Source organism: Jeotgalibaca porci (assembly GCF_011299095.1).
GTDB lineage: Bacteria > Bacillota > Bacilli > Lactobacillales > Aerococcaceae > Jeotgalibaca > Jeotgalibaca porci.
This window is the reverse complement of the sequence record NZ_CP049889.1, coordinates 1887031-1909651: the sequence shown is the minus strand read 5'-3', so window position 1 is coordinate 1909651 and position 22621 is coordinate 1887031. Positions and strand designations below refer to the sequence as shown.

The 22621-nt window shown below is 40.4% G+C and carries 21 protein-coding genes, 1 pseudogene and 2 other annotated features (1 of these 24 cut by a window edge); of the genes and pseudogenes, 12 read left to right on the top strand and 10 right to left on the bottom strand.

What is annotated here, in order from left to right; all coding sequences use genetic code 11:
- Positions 1-91, bottom strand: a binding site (T-box leader) (it extends 152 nt beyond the left edge of the window).
- 166 nt (positions 92-257) lie between these two features.
- From G7058_RS12090 to G7058_RS09675, 3 genes and pseudogenes are all read left to right on the top strand, one after another.
- A pseudogene (locus tag G7058_RS12090) lies at positions 258-1022 on the top strand (ATP-binding cassette domain-containing protein); the annotation flags it as partial.
- Between the two features lie 36 nt (positions 1023-1058).
- Positions 1059-1982, top strand: a complete 924-nt coding sequence (locus tag G7058_RS12085) for an ABC transporter ATP-binding protein (protein WP_227004529.1) — start codon at positions 1059-1061, stop codon at positions 1980-1982.
- 15 nt (positions 1983-1997) lie between these two features.
- A complete protein-coding gene (locus G7058_RS09675) occupies positions 1998-2960 on the top strand; it encodes an aromatic acid exporter family protein (RefSeq protein WP_166063350.1) in 963 nt (320 codons plus the stop codon).
- A 20-nt stretch (positions 2961-2980) separates the two neighbouring features.
- Here the strand turns inward: G7058_RS09675 and G7058_RS09670 are convergent, their stop codons facing one another.
- Positions 2981-4174: a helix-turn-helix transcriptional regulator gene (locus tag G7058_RS09670; RefSeq protein WP_166063349.1), complete on the bottom strand. Its 1194-nt coding sequence runs from the start codon at positions 4172-4174 to the stop codon at positions 2981-2983.
- Between the two features lie 112 nt (positions 4175-4286).
- Here G7058_RS09670 and G7058_RS09665 point away from each other — a divergent pair, with 112 nt between their 5' ends.
- Positions 4287-5264 (top strand): NAD-dependent epimerase/dehydratase family protein, encoded by a 978-nt coding sequence (locus tag G7058_RS09665; RefSeq protein WP_166063348.1) that lies wholly within the window; start codon positions 4287-4289, stop codon positions 5262-5264.
- Positions 5265-5521: 257 nt separating this feature from the next.
- On the opposite strand, the gene G7058_RS09660 is transcribed toward G7058_RS09665, so the two are convergent.
- Positions 5522-6436, bottom strand: coding sequence for a DMT family transporter (locus G7058_RS09660; RefSeq protein WP_166063347.1), 915 nt, complete (start codon positions 6434-6436; stop codon positions 5522-5524).
- A gap of 194 nt (positions 6437-6630) precedes the next feature.
- On the opposite strand from G7058_RS09660, the gene G7058_RS09655 reads away from it, so the two are divergent.
- The 6 genes from G7058_RS09655 to G7058_RS09630 all read left to right on the top strand — a co-directional run bounded on the left by G7058_RS09655 (position 6631) and on the right by G7058_RS09630 (position 13213).
- The gene (locus tag G7058_RS09655; RefSeq protein WP_166063346.1) at positions 6631-7236 is read left to right on the top strand and encodes a 50S ribosomal protein L25; all 606 of its coding nucleotides are present in this window, start codon (positions 6631-6633) and stop codon (positions 7234-7236) included.
- A gap of 154 nt (positions 7237-7390) precedes the next feature.
- Complete coding sequence (gene thrC, locus G7058_RS09650; RefSeq protein WP_166063345.1) at positions 7391-8863, top strand: threonine synthase; 1473 nt, start codon at positions 7391-7393, stop codon at positions 8861-8863.
- Positions 8864-8931: 68 nt separating this feature from the next.
- On the top strand, positions 8932-10326 hold the full coding sequence (locus G7058_RS09645) for an L-cystine transporter (RefSeq protein ID WP_166063344.1): 1395 nt from the start codon (positions 8932-8934) through the stop codon (positions 10324-10326).
- A 101-nt stretch (positions 10327-10427) separates the two neighbouring features.
- On the top strand, positions 10428-11732 hold the full coding sequence (locus G7058_RS09640) for a hydroxymethylglutaryl-CoA reductase, degradative (protein WP_227004435.1): 1305 nt from the start codon (positions 10428-10430) through the stop codon (positions 11730-11732).
- An 84-nt stretch (positions 11733-11816) separates the two neighbouring features.
- Complete coding sequence (locus G7058_RS09635; protein ID WP_166062738.1) at positions 11817-12383, top strand: helix-turn-helix domain-containing protein; 567 nt, start codon at positions 11817-11819, stop codon at positions 12381-12383.
- Entirely contained in the window at positions 12269-13213 is a 945-nt protein-coding gene (locus G7058_RS09630; protein WP_227004523.1) for an IS3 family transposase, read from the top strand. The genes G7058_RS09635 and G7058_RS09630 overlap by 115 nt, the downstream gene beginning before the upstream one ends.
- A gap of 64 nt (positions 13214-13277) precedes the next feature.
- Here G7058_RS09630 and G7058_RS09625 read toward each other — a convergent pair whose 3' ends face one another.
- Together G7058_RS09625 and G7058_RS09620 are read right to left on the bottom strand one after the other, a co-directional pair.
- Positions 13278-13823 (bottom strand): NADPH-dependent FMN reductase, encoded by a 546-nt coding sequence (locus tag G7058_RS09625; protein WP_166063342.1) that lies wholly within the window; start codon positions 13821-13823, stop codon positions 13278-13280.
- A gap of 88 nt (positions 13824-13911) precedes the next feature.
- Complete coding sequence (locus G7058_RS09620) at positions 13912-15078, bottom strand: hydroxymethylglutaryl-CoA synthase (RefSeq protein WP_166063341.1); 1167 nt, start codon at positions 15076-15078, stop codon at positions 13912-13914.
- A 145-nt stretch (positions 15079-15223) separates the two neighbouring features.
- Between G7058_RS09620 and G7058_RS09615 the strand changes: the two genes are divergently transcribed.
- A complete protein-coding gene (locus G7058_RS09615; RefSeq protein WP_166063764.1) occupies positions 15224-15664 on the top strand; it encodes a YaiI/YqxD family protein in 441 nt (146 codons plus the stop codon).
- Here G7058_RS09615 and G7058_RS09610 read toward each other — a convergent pair.
- Together G7058_RS09610 and G7058_RS09605 are read right to left on the bottom strand one after the other, a co-directional pair.
- A complete protein-coding gene (locus G7058_RS09610) occupies positions 15641-16117 on the bottom strand; it encodes an SRPBCC family protein (protein WP_166063340.1) in 477 nt (158 codons plus the stop codon). The two genes, G7058_RS09615 and G7058_RS09610, sit on opposite strands and share 24 nt — an antisense overlap.
- A 139-nt stretch (positions 16118-16256) precedes the next feature.
- Positions 16257-17645 (bottom strand): uracil-xanthine permease family protein, encoded by a 1389-nt coding sequence (locus tag G7058_RS09605; RefSeq protein ID WP_227004434.1) that lies wholly within the window; start codon positions 17643-17645, stop codon positions 16257-16259.
- A gap of 222 nt (positions 17646-17867) precedes the next feature.
- Between G7058_RS09605 and G7058_RS09600 the strand changes: the two genes are divergently transcribed.
- Positions 17868-18419, top strand: coding sequence for a TIGR01440 family protein (locus tag G7058_RS09600; protein ID WP_166063339.1), 552 nt, complete (start codon positions 17868-17870; stop codon positions 18417-18419).
- A 223-nt stretch (positions 18420-18642) separates the two neighbouring features.
- On the opposite strand, the gene G7058_RS09595 is transcribed toward G7058_RS09600, so the two are convergent.
- The 4 genes from G7058_RS09595 to G7058_RS09580 form a co-directional block, all read right to left on the bottom strand.
- Positions 18643-19365: an amino acid ABC transporter ATP-binding protein gene (locus G7058_RS09595; RefSeq protein ID WP_166063338.1), complete on the bottom strand. Its 723-nt coding sequence runs from the start codon at positions 19363-19365 to the stop codon at positions 18643-18645.
- Positions 19358-20008 carry an amino acid ABC transporter permease gene (locus G7058_RS09590; protein WP_166063336.1) on the bottom strand — a complete coding sequence of 217 codons (651 nt, stop codon included), beginning with the start codon at positions 20006-20008 and terminating at the stop codon, positions 19358-19360. The genes G7058_RS09595 and G7058_RS09590 overlap by 8 nt, the downstream gene beginning before the upstream one ends.
- Positions 20009-20065: 57 nt before the next feature.
- Positions 20066-20287: a binding site (T-box leader), on the bottom strand.
- Between the two features lie 31 nt (positions 20288-20318).
- Entirely contained in the window at positions 20319-21680 is a 1362-nt protein-coding gene (locus G7058_RS09585; protein WP_227004433.1) for a cyclic 2,3-diphosphoglycerate synthase, read from the bottom strand.
- Positions 21681-21691: 11 nt separating this feature from the next.
- On the bottom strand, positions 21692-22540 hold the full coding sequence (locus G7058_RS09580; RefSeq protein ID WP_166063334.1) for a transporter substrate-binding domain-containing protein: 849 nt from the start codon (positions 22538-22540) through the stop codon (positions 21692-21694).
- Positions 22541-22621 lie beyond the last annotated feature (81 nt).

Below are 22621 nucleotides of genomic sequence, written 5' to 3'. Positions count from 1 at the left end.
GCACTTCCAAATCTTGTCCTAGATCCCCTCACACCAAACGGGACTCGCTTTGCTAATACGTAATTTGTACTTTTCTTTTCATAGTCATTTCAATTTTGAATTAAATTTCTAATCTGTAAACAATAATATAGCAGAGGGCTTTTTTCGTCAAGACATTTGACTTACTTTTTTTTAGTTGATTAATAAGGTCTTTCATTTTTTGACAAGTCGTGCTATTTTTTGATTAGATAGATTGCAAGATTAGAAAGGACGACACTATGACAAACTTATTATCTGTAAATAATTTATCCGTTTCTTTTACGACGGGCTCTACTGTTCAAAAAGTTGTTTCCGATGTATCTTTTGATGTAAAAAAAGGTGAAACAATCGGCTTAGTAGGCGAATCCGGGAGCGGTAAAAGTGTTACAGCCCGTTCCATTATGAAGCTCCTGGCTCAAAATGCACATATTCATCCTGAATCCAGCATTGCTTACCTTGGAAATGAATTACTCACAAAATCTGAAAAAGAAATGCAACGTATCCGTGGTAATGATATCGGAATGATTTTCCAAGATCCGATGACATCGTTGAATCCCACGATGACAATGGGAAAACAAATAACCGAATCACTCTTATTTCATGAAAAATTGTCTGCGAAAGAAGCAGAAAAGCGTGCCAAAGAAATTATGACGAATGTTGGTATTAACAATGTGGATTACCGTTATACGCAATATGCCCATGAATTTTCAGGGGGCATGCGTCAACGGATGATGATTGCGATGTCCTTAGCTTGCAACCCATCACTCATTATTGCCGACGAGCCGACAACAGCGCTCGATGTGACGATTCAAGCACAAATTTTACAGTTGCTTAAAGATTTGCAAAAACAATACGGAATGGCAATTATACTCATTACTCACGATTTCGGTGTTGTTGCAAATATGTGTGACAAAGTAGTGGTAATGAAAGATGGAAAAGTCGTTGAGACTGGCACTACTACAGCCGTTTTCGAGAACCCACAAAACGACTATACCAAAATGTTGTTAGCTGCGATTCCTAATTTACATCAAGAAAAAACCATGAAAAAACGTGAAAAACTGGCGGAAATTCATGCTGGAAAGCGCGAGCCTATTCTTCAAATTACGCAACTGACGAAAGCTTTCCCGTATGGACGTAACCAACAAGTAACAGCAGTTGACCATTTAGATTTCACCATTTTCCGTGGTGAGACTCTAGGTTTGGTTGGTGAATCAGGCTCCGGAAAATCAACAACTGGTCGCACCCTTTTACGTCTTCACGAACCAGATTCAGGAGAAACGTTATTTGAAGGCTTTGACATCAACCATTTGAAAGCAAATGATTTAAAAGCGATGCGCAAGCATATGCAAATGATTTTCCAAGATCCTTATGCATCATTGAACCCGCGTATGAAAATCCAGGACATAATTGGGGAAGCTTTGGATATTCATGGTTTGACTAAAACGAAAGAAGAGCGTAAAGCGCGCATTCTGGAACTTTTAGATTTAGTTGGCTTGCACCCTTCGTTTGCTGAACGCTACCCGCACGAATTCTCAGGCGGTCAACGTCAACGGATTGGGATTGCACGTGCATTGGCTGTGGATCCGACCTTTATCGTGTTGGACGAACCGCTATCTGCACTTGATGCGTCGATTCAAGCGCAAATTGTTGATTTACTTGAAGATTTACAAGAAAAACTAGGACTCACCTACTTATTCATCGCGCATGATTTGGCAATGGTGAAGCAAATTTCTGACCGTGTTGCCGTCATGCATAATGGAAAAATTGTTGAATTAGCTGATTCGGAAGAATTATTTAATAACCCGATTCACCCGTATACCAAAAAATTGCTCGCGGCCATTCCGATTCCAGATCCGAATCATGAAAGTAATCATGACTCTATCGTCAAGGCAGAGGACGAATTGGTCGCCTATAAAGGGAGCGAATTCAAGGAAGTTTCACCCCACCACTGGGTTTATTGCTAATTGGAGGAGATTTAAATGTCTTTGCCTTTACGAACCTTTAAGATTGCCGTTGCAGCCTTTATTGCTATTTTAATCGCTGAGTCTGTCGGTTTATCTTATGCTATTTCAGCTGGGATTATTGCAATTTTGAGTATTCTTGATACGAATAAATCTTCTTTTTTAACAGCTATTCAACGTGTTATCTCAACTGTATTAGCTTTGTTTATTGCTGCTGTTTTATTTTATTTCTTGGGATTTAAAGTCTACGTATTCGCGTTGTATTTACTCATTTATGTGCCGCTCGCTTACCGATTGGGAGTTGAGTCCGGCGTCGCACCTTGTTCGGTTTTGGTTACCCACCTTCTAGCCGAACAAAGCGTGGCATGGAGCTTAATCAGCAACGAATTGATGCTAATGTTAATTGGAGCAGGTATTGCAATAATCGTTAACTTGTATATGCCTTCAAAAGAAACGATCTTTTTAGGATTGATGAAGGATGCAGATGAAAAATTGAAGGAAATATTGGTCGATATATCCGAAGCACTCTTGCATAATGGCGAGAGCAAGGAATCTGAGCTGGATGCATTGGATCTCTTGTTAGATCAAGCTTCCGATTTAGTTTTGACTGAGACTGAAAATAGGCCGTGGAAAGAAACGCATTATTACAGCAATTACTTTGAAATGCGCCGAAACCAGAATCGGATTCTGAGGTACATCCATCACAATATCTCGCTTTGTACGATTCCGATTAAAGAAGGAAAAATTTTATCGGGCTTGCTCTATCTCACTGCTGATCAGCTGCATGAAAATAATACGGGCGAATTTCTTTTGGAAGATATCCGTCTTTTATTAGACGAATTTCGAAACAGTCAATTGCCACAAGCGCGTGAAGAATTTGAAAACCGTGCTTTATTATTTCAAATTTTGAATGACTTTACTCGTTTCATCCAACTGAAAAAAACATTCTACAATGAGTATGGAATATTTTTAGAAGAATAGTTAAAAAGCAGAGCATGCGGTCATAGTGGCCATTTGCTCTGCTTTTTGTCTTGATGCGGTGTAGTATTCAAATACTTTTTGTAGTTGCGGATGAGGGTATTAACATCAGAGAAACCTACTTTGATAGCTAGTTCGCTCAGATTAAAATCATAATTCTGAACCAACATTCGCGCGACCTGCACGCGGCAGCGATTCAATAGTTCTTTAAACCCTATATTCAACTTATCGTGTAAGAGCTTATTGATTTTATCACTTGAAAAATTCGTGTGCGTCACCACACTTTCAAGGTCCAATTGCGTACAACAATTCTCTAAAATATAGATAATAACGTCCCAACTATCATTAAATCCAATCATCTGCTTGTTTTCTTTCAAGTTTTGCCGGTACTGGGTTGGTGTTAAGTCGTGAACTTCTTTAAACTGTTTATAGAAATTGGCATTGGAAGCATAGCCACAGATAGAGGCGATTTTTTGAATAGTAAGATCGGGAAACTGTAACAAGGCAGTCGCATTTCGAATTCTCACTTGATTCAACAATTGAATAAAATCCATTCCGGTTAGTTGATTTAATGAAGTACGAACTTCTTCTTTAGTCAGTGCCAGAGCATGTGCGACCCGTTCCACTGTCAGTTCGTCTTGATGATAAAGCTGTAAATATTCCAGACTCCGCCAACCGTTTGCCGGTTCATTTTTGTGATAGGGATTCATTTTAATCGTTTGAAATAAGTAAGAAATGTAAGACGTTAACGAAATATGCAATGTTTCAAAATGCTTATTATTTTGATTTTTTTCATAAATGACTTCATCGCAAAAGAAACGCAACTGTCTTTGTTTACGAGCATTCAATGAAATAATCGGAACCGTATAATCCATATGTGTCAAAGCTGACAGGTAATTATCTTCATTTACCGAAGACAACAATAAGAGCCCGAGCGAAAAACGGATGCGAAAACACTCCACGGACTGGTTGTCTGCGAGTATCAACTGATGAACATGATACGGTAATAAGTGAATTAAATCGCCCTCTTTAATCGCAAATAACTGCCCATTGATGGCAATTTCACCTTTGCCAGAAACAATAAAAATAAATTCCACTTCATTATAAAAATGCGGCGTTTGTGTAGCTTGAATATGCTGATAGGTGAGTGACAGATCTTGTGGTTTGAAGTTTTCCGAAAAATAGTGACTACCGACAAACGGGTAATTTTTTACCATAATATTCTCCTTAAAGTGAAAGGTTAACGGATAAATGATGATTTTTTTGGTTTCGCATCCATTATACTTCATATGTGAACAAAATAACAAGCATTAAAAAGGAGAATGAACTATGTCAAAAGTATTCGTTTTAGGTGGAACAGGTTTTCTAGGGTATTACACAACGATGGAACTGTTAGCTCGTGGGTACCAAGTTAAAACAATCGCATTGCCTCCGATGCCAGAAGAAAATTTGTTGCCAGCAGAAGTTGAGATTACATTAGGCGATATGAATGCATTGACCGACCAAGAAATCATTGAACTTTTAAGCGACTGTGAGGGATTTATGTATGCAGCGGGAGCCGATGAACGCGTTGTTCCGGCAAAACCAGCCTTGAAATTCTTTTACGAAGCAAATGTATTACCGACACAGCGTTTCGCACGCTTGGCTAAACAAGCAGGTATAAAGAAATTTGTTATTTTTGGCTCTTATTTCGCAGAGTTTGCTGAACGATTAGTAGGCAAATACGACCTAAAAAGCCAACCTTATCCAAATACGCGTTTACTGCAAGAACAAGTTGCGTTTGCTGAAGGTGAAGGCTCTATGACGGTAACAAGTTTGCGTCTTCCTTATATTTTCGGAACGATGCCAGGGCGTTTACCACTATGGAAAATGTTCACGGACCGGATTAAAGATCGCCCTGTCTTTCCTGCCCTTAAAGGTGGAACGGCAATGGTAACTGTCGAACAGGTGGCAGAAGCAGCAGTTGGTGCAATGGAGAATGGAAAGCATCGCAAAACATATGCTATTTCCGCAGTTAATATGAAATTCCAAGAATTTTACCAAATGATGGTAGATGCGCTTGGTCAAACAGAAACAACAACAGTTCCAGTGCTACCATTTGAACAGATGAAAGGTTCTTACGAGGAAATTGATCGTCACGCTGAAGAAAATGGAGTCGAACATGGGATTCTCTATTCCTTGTCCGGGCAAGTTCAAGAAGAAGATTTATTTGTAGACCCGGCTGATACATGGGAAGAATTGGGAATTAAAGACCATGACGTCATTGCCTCTATTAAAGAAACGCTAGAAAAATGTGTAGCAGAATAGCTGCTTGATTTAGCTAATCATTCTTGCTATAAAACGTGCACTCAGATTCAAAAAACCGTTTGTGTCGTCGCATAGGAGAGGGGCCGGGAAATGATTTCCCGGCCCCTCTCCTATTAATGAATACTAGCGGTGTAAACGTGCTTAAAGAGACAGATACGACAGCCACTTTGTTATGGTTGTTGTTGCTTTAGCAGCTTACGGATATGGTATGCATTAGAAGATTCGGATTTAAACGTCTTTTTCCCCATTCTATTATATTACTCTATACTTAATATAATAATTCCTATGATAATACCTGTAACTGCTAAGTATTGTTTCGATGTCAGTTTCTCTTTCAAGAAAATTCGGGACAAGATAACGGAAACAACCGAATAAGCAGAAATCATTGGTGCTACTACAACGGCATTTGAACTGATTGCATACACATAGAAAAACTGCCCCAATGTTTCAAATATAGCAGCTAAGCCGCGATTTTTTTGTTCCATTAACTTGAATGATTGTTTCTTAATAACAACGACATAAATAAATGCAACAGCTGCAACTAATAACCAAGTAAACTCATACGATAGGTTCGCCTGCATTTCCAAGTTAGCCTCATCGACTGAAGCATAATAGTCGAAAAACCAAGCATCTGCGAACGTTCCTAGTGAATCAAGTAAAGCGTATAAGAGCGGGAATAATAATGCTAATGCACCATATTTATATTTACGATCAATAACTTCTTTATTCTCTAAACGTTCTTTTTCTGCTAATTGATGTTCGAAAACACCTAACAAAACAACGCCTACTGTAATGAGGACTATCGCCCACAATTGTATAGATGTCATTCTCTGTCCGAGGAAAATAAATGTTAATAATCCAGCGATAGCGCCTGAAGAGTTTTGAACTGGCGATGAAACTGATAATTCTAAAAAGCGAAGGCCAGCGTATCCGACTGCCATGGAAACGATATAGAAAAAGGATACGGGCAAATATTTGATTAAATAACTTGGATCATACTGAATGCCTTCTACAACTAGAACATATACAGCATGCAATCCCATAATAAGCCCAACCATAATAACTGTTTTGAGATAACTGTATTTATCTGCAGGATCAGCACCCTTCTTATAAAATAAATCAGCTGTACCCCAAGCAACCGTTGCTACTATAGCGGGAATAAACCACCACATTCTTATCAACTCCTTTTTTATTTTTTTACTACCGTATGAGTATACTAAAGCTTGCGAAAAAAGGACAATTGAATTTTTTAATTACAGCTATGTAAACGCTTCGAGCATATCATTAGCCTTTTGTTGTTTTAAATGTTACAATAACTATATATTATGCGCATTAAATTAATAGCGCGTTATGGAGGGAAATATTTATGAAACTAAAAGCTCAAAAAAGAGAAAGACTAGGTACGTCTGCGTCTAAACAAGCTAGAAACGATAATAAAGTACCCGCAACAATCTTCGGTTCAGATATGGAAGCACAATCTGTCTTAATCGACCGTAAGGAATTCGATGAACTATTACGTGAACTAGGACGTAACGCAGTTTTTAACATCGATTTAGATGGAGAAGAAACGCAAGTGTTGATTAAAAACATTGATCTTTCTGCTCTAAAACCTGAAATTTACAACGTTGAACTGAACGCACTTACGAAAGGTCAAAAAGTTACCGTTCCAGTTACAATCGTTCTGGAAGGCTTGGAAGATGTTAAAGAAGGTGTCGTAACACAAACATTGAACGAAGTTGAAGTGGAAACTGATCCACTAGATATCCCAACTGAAATCACGCTAAACGTTAGCGACTTAGTAATCGGCGACACTGTTGTTGTTTCTGATTTGAAAGTTCCTGAGAACGTAACTGTTCTTGCAGAAGCTGAAGAAACAGTAGTAGTCGTAGCTGCACCTCGTGTAGAAGAAGAGCCAACTGATGGCGATGCTGAAGTAGCTGAACCTGAAGTTATTGGTGAAAAAGAAGAATAAGAGACTTTTCAAGAGGCCTGAACATTTTGTTCCGGTCTCTTTTTTGTTGGGAATGACCGAAAGCTCCCCTTACAACTACAAAACACTAATTGAGTTTTCTCTAATAATATGGCATACTTTCATTAGAAAACACTCATTTTGAAAGGAGTTCACCATGACACTAACATACCATAGCACGCGCAATAAAGATTTAAAGGTTACTGCTTCTCAAGCGATTTTAGCTGGAATAGCGCCAGATGGTGGTTTATTCGTTCCTTCCTTTATTCCCAAGTTGAACGTTCCTTTAGCTGAGTTACCTCATAAATCGTACGAAGAAATTGCTTATGCGGTTTTACAATCTTTTCTAACTGACTTTACGGAAGAAGAACTGAAGGAATGCATCCACGTTTATTCTGAAAAATTCTCGGATGCGGCCATTACTCCTCTCGTCCAAGCGGGGAATTCTTATTACTTAGAGCTTTTCCACGGACCGACCATCGCTTTCAAGGATGTCGCACTTTCGATTTTACCGAAGTTTATGACCATAGCAGCAAAAAAAAATAAAAATAAGAATGATAGTGTTATTTTAACCGCGACAAGTGGCGACACAGGCAAAGCCGCACTTGTCGGTTTCCAAGATGTTCCAGGAACTAAAATTATTGTTTTTTATCCTAAAAATGGTGTGAGCGCGTTTCAAGAAAGACAAATGCTGACGCAAAAAGGCACCAACGTTTCAGTTGTCGCAATCGAAGGTAATTTTGATGATGCGCAAAGCCAGGTGAAAGCTTTATTTGCCGATCCTGATTTACGCCAGGAATTAGCAAACCACCATTTGCAACTATCTTCGGCGAACTCTATCAACATTGGTCGTCTGATTCCGCAAATCATTTACTATATTGATGCTTATAAGCAGCTTTTGGCCACTAATAAATTGACGGTTGGCGAAGAGATGGATGTCTGTGTTCCAACTGGAAACTTCGGGAATATTTTAGCGGCTTATTATGCCAAAGAAATGGGGCTGCCTATCGCTCGTTTGATCGTTGCATCAAACGAGAATAATGTCCTGACTGATTTCTTTAAGTCCGGTACCTATAATCGAAATCGGGAATTTGTTCTGACATCCTCCCCTTCGATGGATATTCTCGTTTCAAGTAACTTGGAGCGTCTGCTTTATCATTTATCGAAAGAAAATTCAGAATTAATTGAAACATACATGACAGATTTGTCGGTTAAAGGACAGTACCGCATCACTGCGCAAATGTTACAGGACGCGGAAGCATTCAGAGCCGGTTCCGCCACCGAAGCAGATGTCATAAATGAAATTAAACGGGTACATACCGAAGCCAACTATACGATTGATCCGCATACAGCGGTGGCTTCTTTTGTAGCAAGTCACTTCCAAAATGACCGGCCAATGGTGATTGCTTCTACTGCTAGTCCGTACAAATTTCCCGAGGCAGTATTGGAAGCTCTAGCTCCTGATTTCGAAAGCACGGACTTAATAAGCGCCTTGAAAGAAGTGCGCACACTCACGCATAATCCCTTCCCTGCCGCCATTGAAGAAGCATTATCTGGAGAAATCGTACATGATAAAGTTGTTTCTATTTCTGAAATGAAAAAAGCTGTAAAAGACTTTCTACATGTTTAGAAACTGATTATTCGAATATCCCTATCTATTCCTCTATAATGATCGTAAGAACTAAAGGAGGAATAGAAATGGATAATTTTGTTATTGTGGCTTTGCTACTTGTATTTTCACTTATTTTATTTGCACTTTATCGTATGTCCACAAAACATATTAAGTTTACGACACGTGTTTTTACTGCATTAATAGTCGGACTTGTTTTTGGTATTGTTATTCAATTGATTTTCGGAGCAGATAGTCAAACGACTACTACTTTTATTGATTGGACGAATATTGTGGGGTCAGGTTATGTCAGCTTCTTACGTATGCTGATTATGCCACTGATTTTTGTTTCAATCGTGGGGGCATTTACAAAAATAGAGCAGACAAAGGATCTGGGTAAAATCAGTGGGTCTGTCTTGTTCACTTTATTAGCCACTACTGCCATTGCTGCTTTTATTGGATGGGCATTTGTGCTTATCTTCAACTTGGATGGTGCACAATTTACAGAAGGTGCGGCTGAAACCGCACGTATTCAATCGTTAGCAGATCGTCAAACTCAAGTTGAAGGGTTAACAATTCCGGGACAAATTTTATCATTTATCCCCCAAAATATTTTCCAAGACTTTGCGGGTCTGCGTGACACTTCGACTATTTCTGTCGTTATCATTTCATCGCTGACTGGTTTAGCATATATGGGTATCAAACGGAAAGAACCAGAGCACGCTGCTGCGTTTAAGAAAGGGTTAAATGCTCTTCATGCCATCGTTATGCGTATCGTAACCTTGATTCTAAGATTGACACCTTACGGAATTCTTGCTTTAACCACACGGATGATGGCAACGTCCAGCTTCCAGGCCATTGTTAATCTGGGTGTGTTCGTGTTAGCTTCCTATGCAGCATTATTTGTTGTTCTGTTGGTTCACTCAGCGATTTTAATTAGTCAAAAAGTGAGTCCGATGACCTACTTCAAGAAAGCTTTCCCTGTTTTGAGTTTTGCATTTACGGCACGTTCAAGTGCAGGTGCTCTGCCACTTAACATTAAAACGCAAACAGAGGCTTTAGGGGTGGATGATGCATCCGCAAACTTCTCTGCCAGCTTTGGTGTGTCTATCGGGCAAAACGGCTGTGCGGGCGTTTATCCGGCGATGTTGGCTACCATTGTAGCGCCGACTGTCGGTATTGACGTTACGAGTATCGGATTCCTTCTATCACTTATCTTAATCGTAACGATTGGCTCATTTGGTGTTGCCGGCGTTGGTGGTGGTGCAACCTTTGCAGCATTAATCGTTTTAAGTACATTGAACCTACCGATTGCAATTGTTGGATTGGTTATCTCGGTTGAACCAATTATTGATATGATGCGGACAATGGTTAACGTGAATGACTCCATCCTTGCGGGTGTCGTCTCCTCTAATGCTATTGGTCAGTTTAATAAAAATGTTTTGCTGGATCCTGAAGCAACGGTTGAACGCGAAACAATGTAAGATGATTAAGGAGGTTGGGACAACTTGTTCCGGCCTCTTATTTTATTTGTAGTAGGTTTATTGTATGATAAGCATGAGAGTAAGTGATGAGGAGAATGGAATTGGAAGATAAAGAGACACACTATTTAAGTAAATTTTATCAAAAAAGTAAATCGGAACGAATAGAAGCTCTCGTCAAGTCGGGGGTTTTATCGGAAGAGAGCGCAAAAGCTTTTACTGATGATTTACAATTATCAGCGGAAATAGCTGACAGCATGATTGAAAATCAGTTGGCAACCTACCAACTTCCCTTTGGAGTCGCTTTGAATTTTCTAATTGATGATGAAGCGTATGCCGTTCCAATGGCGATTGAAGAACCCTCTGTTGTTGCAGCAGCCAGTTCAGCAGCGAAGCTATTTGCTCCTTACGGCGGCTTTAAGACAGCAACGACAACACGGACGATGATTGGACAGGTTATCTTAACCGATATACCGGATTGTTTACAGGCCATCAAAGTGTTGGAAGATGCTGAGGCAACGATTATTCAGGCGGCAAATGATGCCCACCCTTCTATCGTTAGACGAGGCGGAGGTGCCGATGTCATAAGTCTCAATCATATTAAAGAAGATATTGCGGCCGGAACACCGGAATTTTTAATTTTACATTTATATGTAAAAACGCTTGAAGCAATGGGTGCGAATATCATTAATACGATGATGGAAGCAATCATTCCTTTGGTTGAAGAATTATCCGGTGGAAAGGCGTTGATGGGCATTTTATCCAATTACGCCACCGAATGCCTGGCAACGGCAACCTGTCGCATCCCTAGTACTGCATTGGCTACTAACGATTGGAGCGGAGAAGAGGTCCGTGATCGTATTGTTCTCGCTTCTCATGCCGCGGTCGTAGACCCCTATCGAGCAGTTACCCATAACAAAGGCATCATGAATGGAATTGATGCCGTTGTGATTGCGACTGGAAATGACTGGCGTGCAATCTCAGCCGGCGTGCATGCTTATGCTTCGCGCAGCGGTCAATATCGCAGTCTAACCAACTGGTCAAAGGGAGAAAATGGAGATTTAGTGGGAGAATTAACGATTCCTCTGCCTATTGGGGCAGTCGGTGGATCAATCTCCTTCCATCCTGGAGCAAAAATTGCGCATGAGTTACTTGGAAATCCGAGCGCAGATACACTGGAATCAATCATCGTTTCGGTTGGACTGGCTCAAAACTTTTCCGCAATCCGCGCCTTGGTTACGGACGGTATTCAAAGGGGGCATATGGCCCTTCACTCACGCTCACTGGCAATCAGCGCAGGTGCACAAGGTGATGAGATTATGATTGTTTCCGAAAAATTAAACCAATCGAAAAACATGAATCTCGCAACAGCAAAAGAAATCTTAGAAAGCTTCCGTCAATCCGAATAATTGCAAAAAAACAATGCTCAGAGGGCCACTTGGTACCGACCCCCAAAAGTTAGAGTAAAATCTAAACTTTTGGGGGTTCTTTTTATGGCAAAATATAGTGAAGCATTCAAGTTACAAGTTGTGCAAGAATATCTGGATGGCCCGTTGGGATATAGCGCCTTGGCGAAGAAACATGCCATTCCTGATGCCGCAACCGTCCGAAAATGGGTGACATTTTTCCAAGAATTCGGGTTGGAAGGTCTGAAGAGGAAGCGGAAGAAGACGGTCTACCCTGTTCAATTCAAGGTGGATGTATTACACTTTATGAAAGAAACAGGCGCTTCTTATTCCGAAACGGCCATTGCCTTCGGCATGAACAATCCTTCCCTCATCGCCAACTGGAACCGGGCCTTCCAAGAGAACGGGATAAAAGGCCTGAAACCAAAACAAAAGGGGCGACCTCCCATGTCCAGAAAACCGAGAAAACAGCCGGGAAAACAAGCAAAGTCCACTTCTCTTTCCCAAGAAGAGCTGGAACGTGAAAATGAATTACTAAGATTAGAGATTGCTTACTTAAAAAAGTTGAAAGCTTTCCGGGAGAATCCAGACACCTTTCTCGAAAAGCACAAACAGCAGTGGCATACGCACTCAAAGAAGAAGGATTCAAACTGAAGGATATCCTTTCAGTAGTTGGAATCCCATCCGCAACGTACCATTACCACGCGAAACAACTGGGAATAGCGGACCCGGATGGGGCTCTAAAAGAGCTGATCCGACAGCTTTTCTTTCAGTTCAAAGAGCGGTATGGGTATAAACGACTCACGAAGGAAATGCAAAAACTGGGACATTGCGTCAACCACAAAAAGGTGTACCGCCTCATGCAAGAAATAGGTTTAAAATGTGTCAAGTTCATGCGGAAGTCTCGCAAGTACAATTCCTATAGAGGGAAAGTGGGAACCGTTGCGAAGAACCGACTGAATCGGCGCTTCCACACCACTATCCCCTTACAGAAACTCGTCACGGACGTCACTGAATTCAAGTGTATGGGGGAGGAGAAGTTATACTTTAGCCCTATTCTGGACTTGTATAACGGAGAGGTCATCGCCTACAGCATGAATAAGCGACCAACTCTGGACTTCGTGATGAAGCCCCTGCAGGAGGCCGTCGGCATCATTCGTAAACACGGCACCGTCCGCACGACCCTTCATTCGGACCAAGGGTGGCAGTACCAGCACAACAAGTGGGTTAAAATCTTGAAGAAAAACAAACTCTTTCAAAGCATGTCTCGGAAAGCAACGTGTGCTGATAATGCAGCGATGGAAAATTTCTTCGGCATTCTGAAACAGGAAATGTATCACGGAGAAAAAATGGTAAGTTATGGTGAGCTTGAATCAAGGATTTCCGAGTATATCGATTGGTACAACCAAGTTCGATCGAAAGAAAAATTGGCTGGCCTAAGTCCAGTAGAATACCGAACTCAAACCAGCCAATTGGCTGCATAATTAAAACTCTAACTTTTGGGGGTCGCCACCCTTATGACCTTCAGAGCATTGTTTTTATTTTAAATTATTTGAATTTTTTAGTGAAAGCGTCGAATGTTTGTCCGACTTCTTTCAAGAATGCAGCTGTATCCGCATTTGCTACTTCGCCTTCTTCACCCAACAATTCGCCTGAATTAGCTACGTAAACTTCAGGTTGTTGCATTGTTGGCATATCCAAGAAAGTCAATGATTGACGTAGAACATGGTTCGCCAATACGCCTGAGATACCTGAAATAGATTGAGAAGCCACTAATGCTGGTTTACCAGCCCAAACGTTTTCACCCCATGGACGTGAAGCCACATCTAAAGCATTTTTCAATGCTGCAGAGATACTACGGTTATGTTCCGGAGTCGTGAAGATAATTGCATCTTGCGCAGCAACTTGCTCACGAAACTTCGTGTATACTTCTGGTGAATCTGCATCGTAGTCTTGATTGTAAAGTGGTAAATCCGCAATTTCCAAATACGTTACTTCTGCATCTGCGGGTAAACCTGCTACAATACCGTTTGCTAACGTTCTTGAAAATGAATTCTTACGTGTTGATCCAACTACTACACCATACTTTGTCATCAAAAAACTCCCTTTCTAAAATCAGATTTTCTCTTACAAACCTAGTATAACATTTCGAATTGGGAATAACAATTTTAGTGCTTGTAGACTAATTTATTTCGTAAAAGCGTTTATGTTCACGTACAGCTGCCAAGCGAACGGCTGAAGAATCCTTCTCAGCGGGAATAACCAACTCCCCACCATCTTTAGGAAGACTTTGTGAGAAAATGCGTTCATATTCAGCGACCGTAATTTGCTCACGTGCGGCGAACATCTCTGCTACTTTTTCAGCCGATAGCGACGCTTTGAATGCAGGAGCTAACGTTCCGCTAAAGAATTCACCCACTGCACCCGAACCGTAACTAAATAATCCGATGCGATCACCGGCATTTAACGTATTGCTATTTAATAGAAGAGAAAGAAAACTCAAATATAAGGAACCCGTATAAATATTACCTACATTGCGATTCAGCAAGGTACTGGATTGATAATTTTCCAGCAACGCTTTCTGTTTGTCTTCATCCACCTCGTTTAGGATTTCTGAGAAAGCCTTTTTCCCCATCTTCGTATAAGGTAAATGGAAGCAAAGAGCTGCGAAATCCGCTAAGGAGTGTGCTGTTTTTTGTTTGTAAGTCGCCCATACTTCCTTAAAGAAAGCGATGTACTGCTCATTTGAGTATTTACCGTCTACCATTGCATATTCGGAATAACTTGGGCGCCAAAAGTCCATGATATCACGCGAATAGAAAGCACTCTCGGAATCTAATTGTAGGATGCGAGGATTTGCAGTAATCAACATTGCAATCGCGCCAGCCCCTTGCGTAACTTCCCCACCCGTTGCTAAACCATAACGCGCGACATCTGTACCGATTACCAAAGCAGCCCGGTCCGGATGCAAAGTCACATAATCTTTCGCCATTTGAATCCCGGCAGTTGCTCCGTAACACGCTTGTTTCACTTCAAATGAACGTGCATGGGGCTGAATGCCTAATAATTCGTGAACGTAAACGGAAGCTGATTTGGATGCATCGAAGCCACTTTCTGTCCCAACAACAACTAAATCAATCTTAGCTCTATCTTCATCGTCCAAGAAAACAAGTGCCGCATTTACTGCCATTGACACAATATCTTGACTTAAAGGTGCGACAGCCATTTGTGCTTGACCAATTCCAATTGTATATTTGCTTGGATCATCACCACGTTCGTTGGCTAAATCTACCATATCTATGTAATAGGGTGGACCATAAAATCCTATCTTATCTATCCCAATTTTCATATATTATCCTCTTTCCGTTCGTATTCTATACTATTATGTTAATTTGTTTTAAGTTGTAAAACAAGTATATTTAACGATACTTATACAATTTTCAAGTTTTACCGCTATTCATGTTAAAATATGACTAACGAAAGGAATGATGTTTATCAAGATTATGATCGATAGTGACGCCAGCCCCGTGAAAGATATTGTCATCGATGAAGCAAAAAAGCATGGTTTGAAAGTGGTCTTGGTAGCCAGTTATGCCCACTATTCAACAAAGATTCATCCCGCTCATGTGGAAACGATTTATGTCGACTCAGCAAAAGAAGCTGCCGATTATCGTATCATGCAGCTTCTTCAAAAAGATGATATTTTAATTACGCAAGATTACGGTCTTGCTTCTCTTGCACTTGGTAAAAAAGCGACGGTTCTTCATCATAAAGGATTTGAATACAATAATGATAACATTGCGAATTTACTCGAATCGCGCTATATCAGTGCCAAAATCCGTAAAAGCGGGAAACGGACGAAGGGTCCCAAACCTTTTACAATAGAAGATGCTGAAACATTTCGCCGCTTGTTAAATCACACGCTCGCTAAGTGAAGTCTCAATTTCTTCAATATATTTCCTAAAGGTGTCTTTATCTAAGGTAAAGGCCCTTTTTTCTGCGATTGTCCGCAAACGCTCCAATTGCATCATCCACCCGGCTAAATCTTTGGACAGGCCAGTAAAATCATAAGGCAGCTGTTCTTTAAAATGAATGAGCGTTTTAGCCGACTCAAGTTCTTTAAGCATAAAGCTTACGCGTCCACTCCCCCATTTGAAACTCAATATAGCTCCTTCAACATATTCAAGAAGGGTCATTTCCTCTTGGCCATTTTCCGTCTTAAAGGTCAACATGCCCGCTTCTGGTAAATTATCTGCATGTAACTCAGGAAACCATTGCGTTATTCCCTCGGTTGTGGCCAGTAACTTCCATATCTCTGATTTCGCAGCAGCAATTTCTAAATCAATCGTCAGCTGTGCATGTTTGCCGTTTTCAAATCGATAGTTCATACCTATCCCTTCTTTCAACATTCGTAAAAAAGAATAACACATTTAAATAGAATCAGGAACAAAGACGCTTAGGGGCGCGTGCCTGCCTTAGACATAGAAAAAGACCTGGACAGCTGTCCAGGCCCTTCTTTACTATCTTCTATACTGCTTCTTGAATTTCTACTGTTTCTTGTTGTTCTTTCAGGATAATGTTTAATAACAGTGCAACAATCGTTCCTGCTGAAATACCAGATGAGAACAAACCACCTAGGAAGGCAGGTAAACCAGCTGTAACTTCAGGTCGGAAGGAAACTCCTAATCCAACTGCAAGAGCACCCGCAACGATTAACATATTACGATTATTAAATTTCACACGTGATAAGGATTGAATCCCTGCCGCTGCAACGTTACCGAACATCAATAGCCCTGCACCACCAAGAACTGGCATCGGCATAATGGAAACAAGTGTTGCAAATTTAGGGAATAGACTCATTAAGATCATAATGAAACCTGCCGCAATGGCAACTTTACGAGAAGCATTACGTGTCATCGGAATCAAACCTGCATTTTGACTGAACGTAGCAGTCGGGCCTGAACCGAACAACGGTCCAATCCAAGAACCTACAGCATCGGCACGCACACCTGCTGCGATATCTTCGTCTTTAAGTTCTGTTTTCGTAACTTGACCTAGCGTTTGCATAACTCCTACTGTTTCAATAATTGTTACCAAGTAACCTGTTAAGAAAGGAAGTGCATATTCTAATTTAAATGAGATACCATACTTAAATAATTGAGGTAATGCAAACCAGCTAGCATCGCGAACTTGTTGGAAATCAACCATACCCAATGGAATACAAATGAAGTAACCAATTGCCGCACCTAATAATACTGCTAATGGCGCAAATTTCTTACCTGCATAATGATTAATTAAAACGATGATTAGAAAAACGATTACCGCGATTGCTAAGTTGAGAGGCGCACCATAAGTTGCGGAACCTAATCCGCCTGCGGCCCATTCCATTGCAACCGACATTAATGTCATACCCATTAAGGCAATAACCGAACCTGTTACAACTGGCGGAAAGAATTTCATCAAGGGCTTAATGAAATAACTCATCCCTAGCTCCAACAAGGATGCTAACATCGTTCCACCGAAGTAGGCTGCAATCCCCCCTGTTGCAATAACAGAAGCTGCCGGGCCAACGAAAGCAAAGTCCGTCCCCATGATGGTTGGTAGACCTGCCCCTACTCGGAAAAACTTAGGACCAATACCTTTAGACTGTATAATTGAGACAATACCAGAAACTAATAATGCAGCACTAACGAGGTAAGCTGTATCCGTCACGCCAAATCCTGCCATTCCTGCAATCACTAACGGAACAGCTACTAACCCACCGAATGAAGTAATAACATTCTGAAAACCCAAAACAGTTGTTGTTACGATATCAGGCGTATCATCAATTCCATAAATTAAATCTGAGCTCTCGTCTTTTTCTACACCAGCTTTTTTGTTAAGCATTGCTACTGGTTTCGTCATTTTAGTTTCCATTTTATCCCCCTATATACGAACGATTATTTGAAAAAAGTAATTAAAATATGTATTTATTAACTATTTACATTATATGTCCTATATAAAGAATTGTAAACACCCTAAATACGAACAATATGTTTTAAATTATATTTCTCGTTCGAAAAAACGCTCTCAACACTAGGAGAATGACAAAACTATTTTTTTATTAGATAATAGTAAAGATGAATGGAGGAATAGAAGATGTTAACAGAAATAAAAAATCAAGTAGAAACAGCACTGAATGAATTGCTTGCTGTTTCAAAATTAGAAGATGGCGATATCGTAGTCATCGGCTGTTCTTCAAGTGAAGTCAATAGCCAGAAAATCGGAACGGCTTCAAGCGAAGAAACAGGGAAACTGATCTTCGAAACTGCACAAAGAATCCTGTCAGAACATAATTTGTATTTAGCAGCGCAATGTTGCGAACATTTGAACCGCGCATTAGTGATTGAAAAAGCAGCTGCCAAAGATTACCGTTACCCAATCGTAAATGCCGTTCCTCACATACATGCTGGTGGCAGCTTTGCTACTGCAGCTTATAACCAAATGGAACATGCTGTCGTAGTAGAAGAAGTCGAAGCAAAAGCAGGTCTGGACATCGGCCAAACGTTTATCGGTATGCATATGATCCCTGTCGTTGTACCCGTTCGCTTAGAAACGAAAAATATCGGCGGTGCGATCCTTTCTGCTGCCCGGACAAGACCCCGTTCAATCGGCGGCGAACGTGCGCATTATAATGAAGCATTAAGTTAAATTTTGCAAATGGCTCACTCAAACGAATTTTCTTGCCTGAGTGAGCCATTTTTCTGTTTATGGCTCACTCAAACCGTTTTTCCTGTCTGAGTGAGCCCTTTTTCTGCTTTTGGCTCACTCACGCGCCTTTTTCTGTCTGAGTGAGCCACTATAACCCATATACACAAAAACCCGCAGCTTGCTATTCACTCTTCAGTGAAGACAAGCTGCGGGTTTTTTATTTTTATAAGACTTTAGATAAAAAGTTTTGCGTTCGTTCGTTTTGCGGGTTATCAAAAATTTCTTCTGGTGTTCCTTTTTCGACTACTACGCCATCGTCCATGAAGATGACGCGATCGCCTACTTCACGAGCGAATCCCATTTCATGCGTCACAACTATCATGGTCATACCGTTAAGCGCAAGTTTCTTCATAACTTGTAAAACTTCTCCAACCATTTCGGGATCCAATGCGGATGTTGGTTCATCGAACAACATCATGCTTGGCTCCATTGCTAATGCCCGTGCAATTGCAATACGTTGTTGTTGTCCACCAGAAAGTGATTTAGGATAAACCAACGCTTTATCAGCCAATCCCATGCTTTCCAATAAGTCCATCGCAATCGTTTTGGCTTCGGCTGCACTTTTTTTATTTATTTCCATCGGTCCGATGGTAATATTTTCCAAGACAGTTAAATGAGGGAAAAGATTAAAACTTTGGAATACCATACCCATTTTTGTACGAATGGCATCGATATCTGCTTTTGGTTGTGTGATTGTTATATCGCTGAAAATAATGTCGCCGGATGTTGGTGTCTCCAGTAAATTCAGGCAGCGTAGAAATGTACTCTTTCCAGAGCCGGACGGACCAATAACAACAACAACTTCGCCGTCCTTCACTTCTTCATTAATACCTTTTAATACTTCTTTGTCACCAAATGATTTTGTTAAATTAACCGTTTTAATCACTTTGTTTTAACCTTCTTTCATAAATTTCAAGCAGTTTCGTAAAGATAGTTGTGAGGATAAAGTAGAAAATAGCTGCGATGATGTAAGGAGTGAATGGCATAAACGTTGCTCCTGCAACTACTTTCGCCTTAAACATCATATCTTGCATGCCTATAACGGAAACAATCGATGATTCTTTCATCAATGTAATAAATTCGTTCCCTAGTGCGGGTAAAATATTCTTCAATGCTTGCGGATAAATAATCTTGCGCATTGCTAAATTTTGATTCATTCCGATTGAACGCGCTGCTTCCATTTGGCCCTTATCAACGGCTTGAATACCCGCACGAATAATTTCAGCGATATAAGCAGCAGAGTTCAGAGAGATGGTAATAACACCAGATGCGAAATCCGGTAAGTCAACATTTAGTACGTAAAGACCATAATAAACAATGAATAATTGCACCATCAATGGTGTTCCACGTACGACTTGAATGTATGCATGTGCTGGGATGCTAAGCCATTTACTGGATGACATTTTGGCAATTGCCAAGCCGCTTCCCAAGAGCACCCCTAAGATAACAGAGAAAAATGATAAGGCAACCGTATAGCCGGCACCTTGAAAGTATAAGGGCAAATAAGTTTGTAAAAATTCGATGGACATAATTTTTGGTACTCCTTTGTTGAAAATATTTAAAATAAAAGACCGTCTCTTACGTGTGTAAGAGACGGGTAAAGTTATTATCCGCGGTACCACTCTAATTGATGTGTTTTTTGCACACCCTTCTTATTCACATAACGCTTGTTCTGCGGAAAAGGCTACTAAGTTTCACCCTTTCATCGATAAAATGCGGTTCAATCAAATCTGTCTACGGGGCTTTCATCATCCCCCGCTCGCTGTTAAAGACAGTATTTTCTCTACTCTTTTTATCATGGATTGTATCACTATTCAGTTGTAAGAGTTCCAGATGATATTAATTATGGGCAACAGCAGTTTTCTTTTCTAGTTTATGATGAGCAATAAACTGATCCAGCACTGTTTCTAAATTAGGTGTTGTTACTTCATCCAACTCATAATGAACACGTGTATGTGGTTTGTTAATCGTAATAATACGCGATAAATCGATTGGTGTACCGATAATCACGACATCACAATCTGTGTTATTAATCGTTGTTTCTAAATCTTTCAGTTGTTCTTCTCCATAACCCATCGCTGGCAACACATTTTGAACGTGCGGGTATTTTGCAAAAGTATCAACAATTTTTCCAACTGCATAAGGATGTGGATCAACAATTTCCGTCGCTCCATAACGTTGTGCAGCGACGGAACCTGCTCCAATTAGCATTTCCCCGTGCGTCAGTGTTGGACCATCTTCTACAACCAATACGCGTTTTCCTGCGATTAATTCGGGATTATCTACAGTAATCGTAGAATCAGCTTTAATGATGGTTGCAGCAGGATTTGCTTTCACTACGTTTCCTTCAACGGTTGCAATGGCATCACTTGTTGCACTATCAACTTTATTGATAATTGCTACATCTGCCGTACGCAAGGCAACTTCACCGGGATAATATTTCAACTCATGGCCTGGACGATGTGGGTCCAAAACCGTAATGCTGAGATTTGGCTCATAGAATGAGAAGTCATTATTTCCACCATCCCATAAAATTACATCACAGCCACTCGGATCATTTTCCGCTGCAGCAAGGATATCAGAGTAGTCAACGCCGGCATAAATGACATTTCCACGTTCAACGTGCGGTTCGTACTCTTCCATCTCTTCAATCGTGCAGTGGTGTTTTTCTAAATCTTCAACAGTGGCAAAACGTTGGACACGTTGTGCGTTCAAATCTCCGTAAGGCATTGGGTGACGAATTGCGATGACACGCAACCCTTTATTCATCAATGTTTCAATGACTTTACGTGATGTTTGGCTCTTCCCTGCTCCGGTACGAACAGCTGTTACAGAGATAAGCGGTTTGTTACTTTTTAATTGTGTTTTTGTTGGTCCCAATAGAGAGAAGTCAGCACCAGCAGCATTGACGATTGCGCCGACTCCCATTACCGTTTCGTAATGAACATCGCTATAAGAGAATACGCACTCTTCAACTTGCAAGGATGCAATCAATTGTGGCAATTGTTCTTCTGCATAAATTGGAATACCGGCAGGATATAATGTTCCTGCAAGTTCAGCTGGATAACGACGACCATCAATATCAGGAATTTGTGTGGCAGTAAAAGCAACGACATTATAGTCTGTGTTATCACGGTAGAATGTATTGAAGTTATGAAAATCTCGACCAGCAGCACCAATTATTATAATATTTTTAGCCATCATATTTCCTCCTATTCAGCTGAAACTTTTTCTTCCATCAATTTTGTATTTTCTTCGTAAAACTCATCTAACTTACCAGACTCTTCTAATTCAGCGAGAATCTCATTAATCTTGTCAGTAAACTCTTTATTCCCTTTTTGAACTGCGATTGCAGATGAGTTAGGTGTACTTTCGATTGGCGCAGTTGCAATTGCCAAATCTGGATTTTGTTTTACATATTGTTCCGCTACAGCATCAACCATTAGAATGCCATCCACTTTACCAGTTTTCAAAGAAAGAATTGCTGTTCCCCATTGACCAACTGATTGCAAGTAGCTTTCTGGATATGTCTCTTTGATGAAGTCTTCTTGGACAGTTGCTTTTTGTGTTGCCCATTTCATATTCTCGATACCTTCAAGCGTTGAATATTTTTCGGCATCTTCTGCTCTGACCATAACAACGTCAGTTTCTAAGATATAAATGTCTGAGAAATCGACACTTTCTGATCTTTCTGGCGTTGGGTTCATCCCAGCCATAATTATATCTGCTTTTCCTGTTGAGACAGCTGGAATTAAACCGTCAAAATCCATATCTGTAATATTTAATTCAACGCCAAGTTCAGCCGCAATGTACTCTGCAATAGCAATATCAAATCCGACAATTTTATCTTCGCCATTTTCAATCAAATGCCATTCGTATGGTGGCCAATCTGCTGACGTAACCATATTCAGAACGCCTGCTTCTTGGATTTGTGCGATTTTATCTCCAGCAGTTTCAGCTGCTTGTGAACTTTCATTTGTTGTTTCCGCTTCAGCCCCACAAGCTGCCAATAATACTGCACTCATAATTCCTACAAAACCTTTTATCATATTCTTTTTCATCTTAATTTCCTCCTAAGGGTATGTTTGTTAGTATGCATGGATTTTTATTTGCTCTCTAAGCTACTTCGTCGTTTCATCATC